Genomic DNA, 7,881 nt, shown 5'->3' on the forward strand with positions numbered 1-7,881 from the left:
CATGCCGTCCGCGCTTCACAGCGCAAAACAGCGATGGTGTTTCCTTGTAAAAAACGTAGTGCCGCCGAAGTCTTTCGTCCGGCCTCACAATAACAAAACCAAAGTTCCGTCATGCGAGACCCGCAAGGACTCCGCCGTCCACGTTTCTCTTTCTTCTTCTCAACTTGTCAAACAGCCCGACGCCGGAGGCGTCAAAATCTCTCTCAACAATCTATTCGACAACAATTCAGCAGCCGAGACCTATCGGCTACTTCATCACTGTCGCGATGTTGATTTCCGGAGCGCGTCAAACCGCCCGGGCCGTTGGGCCCCGGCGCCGCCGCGCTCAGTGGCCGTCTTATAGGGGGGGACGACCGGACCTGTCAACGCGTTTCGTCAGAAAATCGTCACGCAGTGCCGAAGAATCTTCGCAGGCGGAAAAGCGTAGGTTTATCAGCGCTAACGCCGCATCAAAGCCACATTGATCCGGCGTTCTGACGCGGCCTTGGATGAAGATTCTTTGTCGGAACCGCGAAATCTTTTCGGTTCCGGGACCGGAAAATCCATCCCCGGCGGCTGCGACGACGGCGACATGGTGATCTGTCTGGCGATCAGTGGATGGATCGCTATAGAAGGATCGCCGGACACGCAGCCTGGACGACATGTGCAAGACGGTAACAGCCTCTCTGCAGCATTGACGATTTGACCTTGGGCCAGCATTTTGGCCCGCGCCGTGCGATCATCCATGCGACCGAGCCAGGGAAGCTTCGTCGCCGGACGCCGGCACTTTGGGGGACTACGGTTTGAACCACGGACTGTCACGCAGTGGCGCCTATAATCGTGAGACCGGGATCATCGATCTCGGCCACGAGCCGCCACTCTCCGTTGATGGCTCCGAAGCCGCGGTGATCGATCGCCGTCGCGTCTCCGTCCAATGGTTCTCCGGCACGATTCTGACAGGTCTCTGCGGCGCGGCTCTGATCGGCGGCGCCGTTTTCGCGTCGCTCGATGGCGAGATGACATTTGCCAAACTGCCCGAGCGCGTGGAAAGCGCGCTGCGCGGCGCTGTCAGCCCGGGCGACAAAGCCAGCCTGCATAAAGCCGATCGCCTGCCGCCGCCGAGCGAAGCATCCGCTGCGCGCCAGGTATTTCGCGTCTCGACAGTGACGCGCGTCGGCAATCGCGATGTGATGCGCGTGCGGCCTTACGTCAAAATCTCCGGCAATCTGGTGATGGCGACCAGCGATCTCTCCGCCAAGGTGCCAGCCTTCAATGCGCAGCGCCTGCTCACCGATGTCGGCGGCGCACAGCCGACGGCAGAAGATGCCGGCAACACCACCGAGACCGCCGAGCCCGATGCCGAAGTCTCCTTCGTCACCCGCGATCTCGCCCAGGTGCTGCCGAAAGCCAAGATCGCCGCATCGGTCGCCATCGACGACGTCCTGATGCGCGTGCGCGATGCCTCGAACTGGCGCGGCCAGGGCGGCGTGCGTTACGCCTCCATCGGCGGCGCGCAGGATTACAGCGGCGCCGGCAGCGAAATGAAGATGGCCTATGCGGCCGAAGGCAATGTGGCCGATCCCTATGCGGGCTTCGAGACCCGCATCGTGCCGGAAAACGTCACCCTCCTCGCCAAGACCAAGGAGCAGATCACCGGCGGCAATCCCACCGGCGAACGCATCCATATCGTCAAGAAGGGCGAGACCGTCCCCGGCATCCTGCGCGATCAGGGCGCTTCCCCGGAAGAAGCCCGCCAGATCGCGCTGACGCTCGGCGCCAAGGGCCGCGATGGCGGCCTGCGCGAAGGCCAGAAGCTGCGCATCCTGATGGCGCCGGCCGGTCCCGGCCTGCGCCTGATGCCCTATCGCGTCGTGGTCGCAACAGACGCAACAGTTGAAGCCGTGGCCGCATTGTCCGACCTCGGCAAATATGTCGCCGTCGATGTCTCGACCATGAATACCGCGACCCAGGTCGCCGCTCCCAATGACGATGACGAGGAAGAGGACGACGGCACCGGCGTCCGCCTCTATCAGAGCATTTACGAGACGGCGCTGCGCAACAAGGTGCCGGCCACCGTCATCGAGGACATGATCAAGATCTATTCCTACGATGTCGATTTCCAGCGTCGCGTGCAGCCCGGCGATAGCTTCGACGTCTACTTCGCCAGCGAAGACGAAGGCTCCGCCAATCCCGATCGCAACGAGGTGCTGTTCGCCTCGCTCACCGTCGGCGGCGAGACCAAGAAATACTATCGCTTCAAGACCGACGACGATTCCGTGGTCGATTTCTATGACGAGACCGGCAAGAGCGCGAAGAAGTTCCTGGTCCGCAAGCCCGTCAACAACGCCATCATGCGCTCCGGCTTCGGCGGCCGCCGCCATCCCATCCTCGGCTACACCAAGATGCATACGGGCGTGGATTGGTCCGCCCCCTATGGCACGCCGATCTTCGCCTCGGGCAATGGCGCCATCGAGAAAGTGGGCTGGGAAGGCGGCTACGGCAAATATATCCGCGTGAAGCACAATAACGGCTACGAGACCGCCTATGGCCATATGTCGGCCTTCGCCAAGGGCATGGAGCCCGGCAAGCGCGTCCGTCAGGGCCAGGTGATCGGCTTTGTCGGCTCCACCGGTCTCTCCACCGGCGCCCATGTGCATTACGAAATCCTGGTCAATGGCCGCTTCGTCGATCCCATGCGCGTGCGCCTGCCGCGCGGCCGCTCGCTGGAAGGCCCGATGATGGCGAGCTTCGAGAAGGCCCGCGACCAGATCGATACGCAGATGAACCAGCGCGGATCAGCGCGGGTGTCGGATGCGACGGGCAGCACGGGTACGGCCACGCCGCCGCAGACGCGGTCGATCACTACGCGCTGAGATCAGCCAGCCGCAAGCCGCTCCGCCTCGATCAGATGAACGCCTGACGGGCCAGTAACAGCGGCGTCGATCAGCGCATCGGCGATTTTTTCTGCCGGGCTGATCCGGTAGCGCCTTGGCAGCACTGGCCCAAGCATCCCGAGAACCACCGACGCGATCCGCTCGCCCAGCCGGAATTCATCCCTGTCGCCGCCGATCAATCCCGGCCGCACGATGGTCAGCGACGCAAAGCCCACCGCCTTGATCGCCGCCTCGATCTCACCTTTCGTGCGGGGATAAAGCAGCCGCGACGCCGCGTCAGCACCGAGCGATGAGTTCAGTGCAAAGCGCGTGGCGCCATGGCGGTGCGCCAGCCGGGCGATGGCGAGCGGATAGTCGTAATCGACCGTGCGAAAGGCTGCATCCGATCCGGCCTTGGCCCGCGTCGTGCCGAGCGCACAGATGACGCTGTCGACATTCCACCAGTCGGCCTCGTTCGGGAGGTGGTCAAAATCCGCCAGTGGATTGTCGAGCTTCGGGTGCGCCGCGAGCGGGCGCCGTGATGGGGCGATCACGCGGGTGATGCGAGAGTCGGCAAGCGTCTTTTCAAGGACCATACGACCGACGAGCCCCGTGGCCCCGGCAATGAGAATGCGGGTCATGTGACTACCTTCCGATCCAGTGCGCGGCATTTCCAAGAAGGCGGACCGCACCGTGCGTGTCGCCCATTAGCGGCATCCATTACAGACAGGCCGAACGAGCGCTGCGATGAGACTTCAGGCATGACGCCTTTGTGCCAAAAGGTAACGATCGAAAACCTAGCTGCAGCCAGCAACTTATGGGTGTGGATAACCTAGGGAAAAACACAACCTGTAATAGCCTTCACCGTGGTTCACGTGGTTCCGTGATGCGGGGTTTTCACGGGGGCACGAATGAAACGAATTCTTTTCAGCGTAGTACTGATTGCAAGTTTGTCATTGGGCGGTTGCCGCAATCCGCCGCTCAATCCGCCACGACTGGTCATGGATGGCGAGTCGGACGTCGCGATCCAGCTATTCGTCCAAGCGTCGATCCTTTTGTCACGGAAATACAATCTCGATCCGATCACTTATGCCGACTTCAGGCTTCGTTCAGAGCGAGCAGGCTACAAAACGATCCCTTTCATCGTTCCCGATTCTTTAGCTGCCACACCTGAGCTTCAGGTCAGATTGCGCGAGGCTGAAGGCGATGCACTTGAAGAATATCTGGCGACAAAATTCGGCACGAAGCGTCTCGTCAAATACTACATCCGAACCGGATTGCGTGCTGCACAGTTGATCTGCCGCAGTCATCTGACCAGACTGGACGAAGGCAATCAATATCTCGAATTCATCAAACGCGAGATCGGTGTCGCTTCGAGCTTCGCAACTGGCATTCTCGCGCTCATCAACACCAATGCCACATTGACGAAGAGCTTCGCGATTGCAGTGACAGGTGTCAATGACGGCCTCAACGCATATCAGGAGTATCGCTATCTTTCGATTGATCGTGACACGGCGCGAATTCTTGTCGAAACGGCGCAGATGAAGTTAGCAAACTTTCATTTGAAACAGGTCGATCTTGCTGATGACCCGATCGCCATCAGTGCATACGAAAACGCAGACAAGAAAACTATAACGTATAATGAGAGCGCAGGCGGGTATACGTTCTCCGACGCGATCAACGCCGTCAGCGTTATCGAACATCAATGCACGCGCGAGGGTATCCACTATTTGTTGAATCGCTCGATCAGCAATACACCATCGAACATCGATATCGATGCTTCGACGGGAACGGTGATGTACAAATCGGCGAAGGAAAACACGAAGGAAACGGACGAAACGCCAGGTACTACTGCGGGCTCGGGTGGTCAGAAAAAAGCGGCGGCCGGCAACGGATCAACCCCTGAAGGCCGCCTCAAGCGCGACCCCGGTCTGGTCACGAAATGGGCCGCAAATTGCAACATGCCGGGTAACAGTTTTGCGGATGGTGACCCCGAACTCCGGAAGGCTCTCCTTCAATTTATAGGAAAGAACACCGACCAAACGTCTTTAACAGACGATGACATAAAAAAAATAAAAGCTAAGTTCGCAGACCCGAATAGGGACACCAACTGCACTGCAGTAAAGTGAGGCAGCGCGGCTGATCGACAAGCGATAACGTCAAAAGTTCCAGGATTTGATCCGCCGTCGGATCGAGAAAACGGCCTGAACCATAAGGTTCAGGCCGCCCATCTCAAGCAGCGCGCTTGTGCAATTCAACATCTTTTTCGCCGGCACGTCGAACTCCTCGATCTCCGTGCCAGCCGCCGCCTTGCCATTGAACGTCAGCACATTGCCTTCGGTACTGATCTCGACGCGGTCGCCGTCCTTGACGTCGCCAGCCAAGATCATTTCCGCCAGCGGGTCCTGCACGCTGCGCTGGATCACGCGCTTGAGCGGGCGGGCACCATAGGCGGGATCCCAGCCCTTCTCCGCGAGCCAGTCGCGGGCGGCGTCATCGAGCGCCAGCACGATCTTGCGATCCTCCAACAGCTTCAGCAGCCGCGCGAACTGGATCTCGACAATCCGTCCCATCTCGCTCTTCTGCAGCCTGTGGAACAGGATGATCTCGTCCACGCGGTTGAGGAATTCGGGGCGGAAATGGGCGCGCACATTGCCCATCACCAGTTCGCGCACCGCCGACGTATCCTCGCCCTCGGGCTGGTTGACCAGGAATTCCGAGCCGAGATTCGACGTCATGATGATCAGCGTGTTGCGGAAATCGACGGTGCGGCCCTGACCATCGGTCAGGCGGCCGTCATCGAGCACCTGCAGGAGCACGTTGAACACATCGGGATGCGCCTTCTCCACCTCGTCGAACAGCACGACCTGATAAGGCCTGCGCCGCACGGCTTCGGTGAGCGCGCCGCCCTCGTCATAGCCGACATAGCCCGGAGGGGCGCCGATCAGCCGCGAGACCGAGTGCTTCTCCATATATTCGGACATGTCGAGCCGGACCATCGCCGTCTCGTCGTCGAACAGATAGGCGGCCAGCGCCTTGGTCAGCTCGGTCTTGCCGACGCCGGTGGGACCCAGGAACATGAACGAGCCGATCGGCCGGTTCGGATCCTGCAGGCCCGCGCGCGAGCGGCGCACCGCGGTCGAAACCGCACGCACCGCCTCGGACTGGCCGACGACGCGGCTGCCAAGGCTCAGCTCCATCCGCAGCAGCTTGTCCTTCTCGCCTTCCAGCATCTTGTCCACGGGCACGCCGGTCCAGCGCGAGACCACCTGGGCGATGTGATTGGCGGTGACCGCCTCTTCCATCATCTCGGAGTTCTCGTTCGCCTCGATATCGGCCAGCCGCTTTTCGAGATCGGGGATGCGGCCATAGGCCAGCTCACCGGCGCGCTGATATTCGCCGCGGCGCTGCGCATCGGCGAGTTCGAGGCGCAGGCTATCGAGCTCGCTCTTGAGCTTCTGCGCATCCGACAGCTTGTTCTTCTCGGCCGACCATTTCTGGGTCAGCGCCGCGGATTTCTCCTCGAGCTCGACCAGCTCCTTTTCCAGATTCTCCAGCCGGGTCTTCGACCCCGCATCGGTTTCCTTCTTCAGGGCCTCCTGCTCGATCTTGAGCCGGATGATCTCGCGATCCATCGAATCCAGCTCTTCCGGCTTGGAATCGACCTGCATCTTCAGCCGCGCCGAGGCCTCGTCCATCAGGTCGATGGCCTTGTCCGGCAGGAAGCGGTCGGTGATGTAGCGGTTCGACAGCGTCACGGCGGCAACCAGCGCGGAGTCCGTGATGCGCACGCCATGATGCTGCTCGTATTTGTCCTTCAGGCCGCGCAGGATCGAGACGGTGTCCTCGACACTCGGCTCGGCCACGAAGATCGGCTGGAAGCGCCGTGCCAGTGCGGCGTCCTTCTCCACATGCTTGCGATATTCATCCAGCGTGGTGGCGCCGATGCAATGCAGCTCGCCGCGCGCCAGTGCGGGCTTCAGCAGGTTCGACGCATCCATGGCGCCATCGCCTTTGCCGGCGCCGATCAGCTGATGCATCTCGTCGATGAACAAAATGATGCCGCCTTCGGCCGAGGTGACCTCGCCGAGCACGGCCTTCAGCCGCTCCTCGAACTCGCCGCGATACTTTGCGCCGGCAATCAGCGCGCCGAGATCGAGCGACAGCAGCTTCTTGTCCTTCAGGCTCTCCGGCACGTCGCCATTGAGGATGCGCAGCGCCAGGCCTTCGGCGATGGCGGTCTTGCCGACGCCGGGCTCACCGATCAGGACGGGATTGTTCTTGGTCCGGCGCGACAGAACCTGGATGGTGCGGCGGATTTCCTCGTCGCGGCCGATCACCGGATCGAGCTTGCCGTCGCGCGCCGCCTGGGTGAGGTCGCGGGCATATTTCTTCAGCGCGTCATAGGCGTTTTCGGCCGTGGCGGAATCCGCCGTGCGGCCCTTGCGCAGCGCATTGATCGCGGCATTGAGATTTTGCGGGGTGACGCCGCCCTTGTTGAGCAGCTGTCCCGCCTCTGAGTCCTTGTCCAGGGTCAGCGCCAGCAGCAGGCGCTCGACGGTGACAAAGCTGTCGCCGGCCTTCTCGGCGGCCTGTTCGGCCGCATCCAGTGCGCGCGCCGTGGCGGGCGCGAGATAGACCTGCCCTGCCCCGGAGCCGGACACCTTGGGCAGCTTGCCCAGCTGGTCCTCGGTCGCCTTCAGGATCGCGCGCGAATTGCCACCGGCGCGGTCGATCAGACCGCCGGCGAGCCCTTCGCTATCGTCGAGCAGGACTTTGAGTATATGCAGCGGCGAGAATTGCTGGTGGCCCTCGCGCACGGCCAGTGATTGCGCCGACTGGATAAAGCCGCGCACCCGTTCGGTGTATTTTTCAATGTTCATCGTGTGTTGTCCCTCGGCCTGCCGGTCTCGCCTCGAAAGCACGGGCCCGGCATCTTCATTGGGTGTCGCTGGCGTTAAAACCAGCTTGACCGAAATGTGGGCACCAAGTTCCGAAAAGGGAAGAGCCTCATATAAAATTTGGTATC

Annotated in this window: 3 protein-coding genes and 1 pseudogene; 2 read left to right on the top strand and 2 right to left on the bottom strand. The window is 61.1% G+C overall.

From position 1 onward, the window contains the following. Positions 1-782 precede the first annotated feature (782 nt). Positions 783-2,852, top strand: a complete 2,070-nt coding sequence (locus tag ACIQ2A_RS24690) for a M23 family metallopeptidase (RefSeq protein ID WP_398484481.1) — start codon at positions 783-785, stop codon at positions 2,850-2,852. A gap of 2 nt (positions 2,853-2,854) precedes the next feature. Here the strand turns inward: ACIQ2A_RS24690 and ACIQ2A_RS24695 are convergent, their stop codons facing one another. Further along, entirely contained in the window at positions 2,855-3,493 is a 639-nt protein-coding gene (locus tag ACIQ2A_RS24695) for an NAD-dependent epimerase/dehydratase family protein (protein ID WP_398484483.1), read from the bottom strand. Positions 3,494-3,763: 270 nt separating this feature from the next. Between ACIQ2A_RS24695 and ACIQ2A_RS24700 the strand changes: the two genes are divergently transcribed. Further along, complete coding sequence (locus ACIQ2A_RS24700) at positions 3,764-4,981, top strand: hypothetical protein (protein ID WP_398484485.1); 1,218 nt, start codon at positions 3,764-3,766, stop codon at positions 4,979-4,981. A 123-nt stretch (positions 4,982-5,104) separates the two neighbouring features. Here ACIQ2A_RS24700 and clpB read toward each other — a convergent pair. After that, positions 5,105-7,735, bottom strand: a pseudogene (gene clpB / locus ACIQ2A_RS24705) (ATP-dependent chaperone ClpB); the annotation flags it as partial. Positions 7,736-7,881 lie beyond the last annotated feature (146 nt).

Source organism: Tardiphaga sp. (genome assembly GCF_044336785.1).
Classification (GTDB): domain Bacteria; phylum Pseudomonadota; class Alphaproteobacteria; order Rhizobiales; family Xanthobacteraceae; genus Tardiphaga.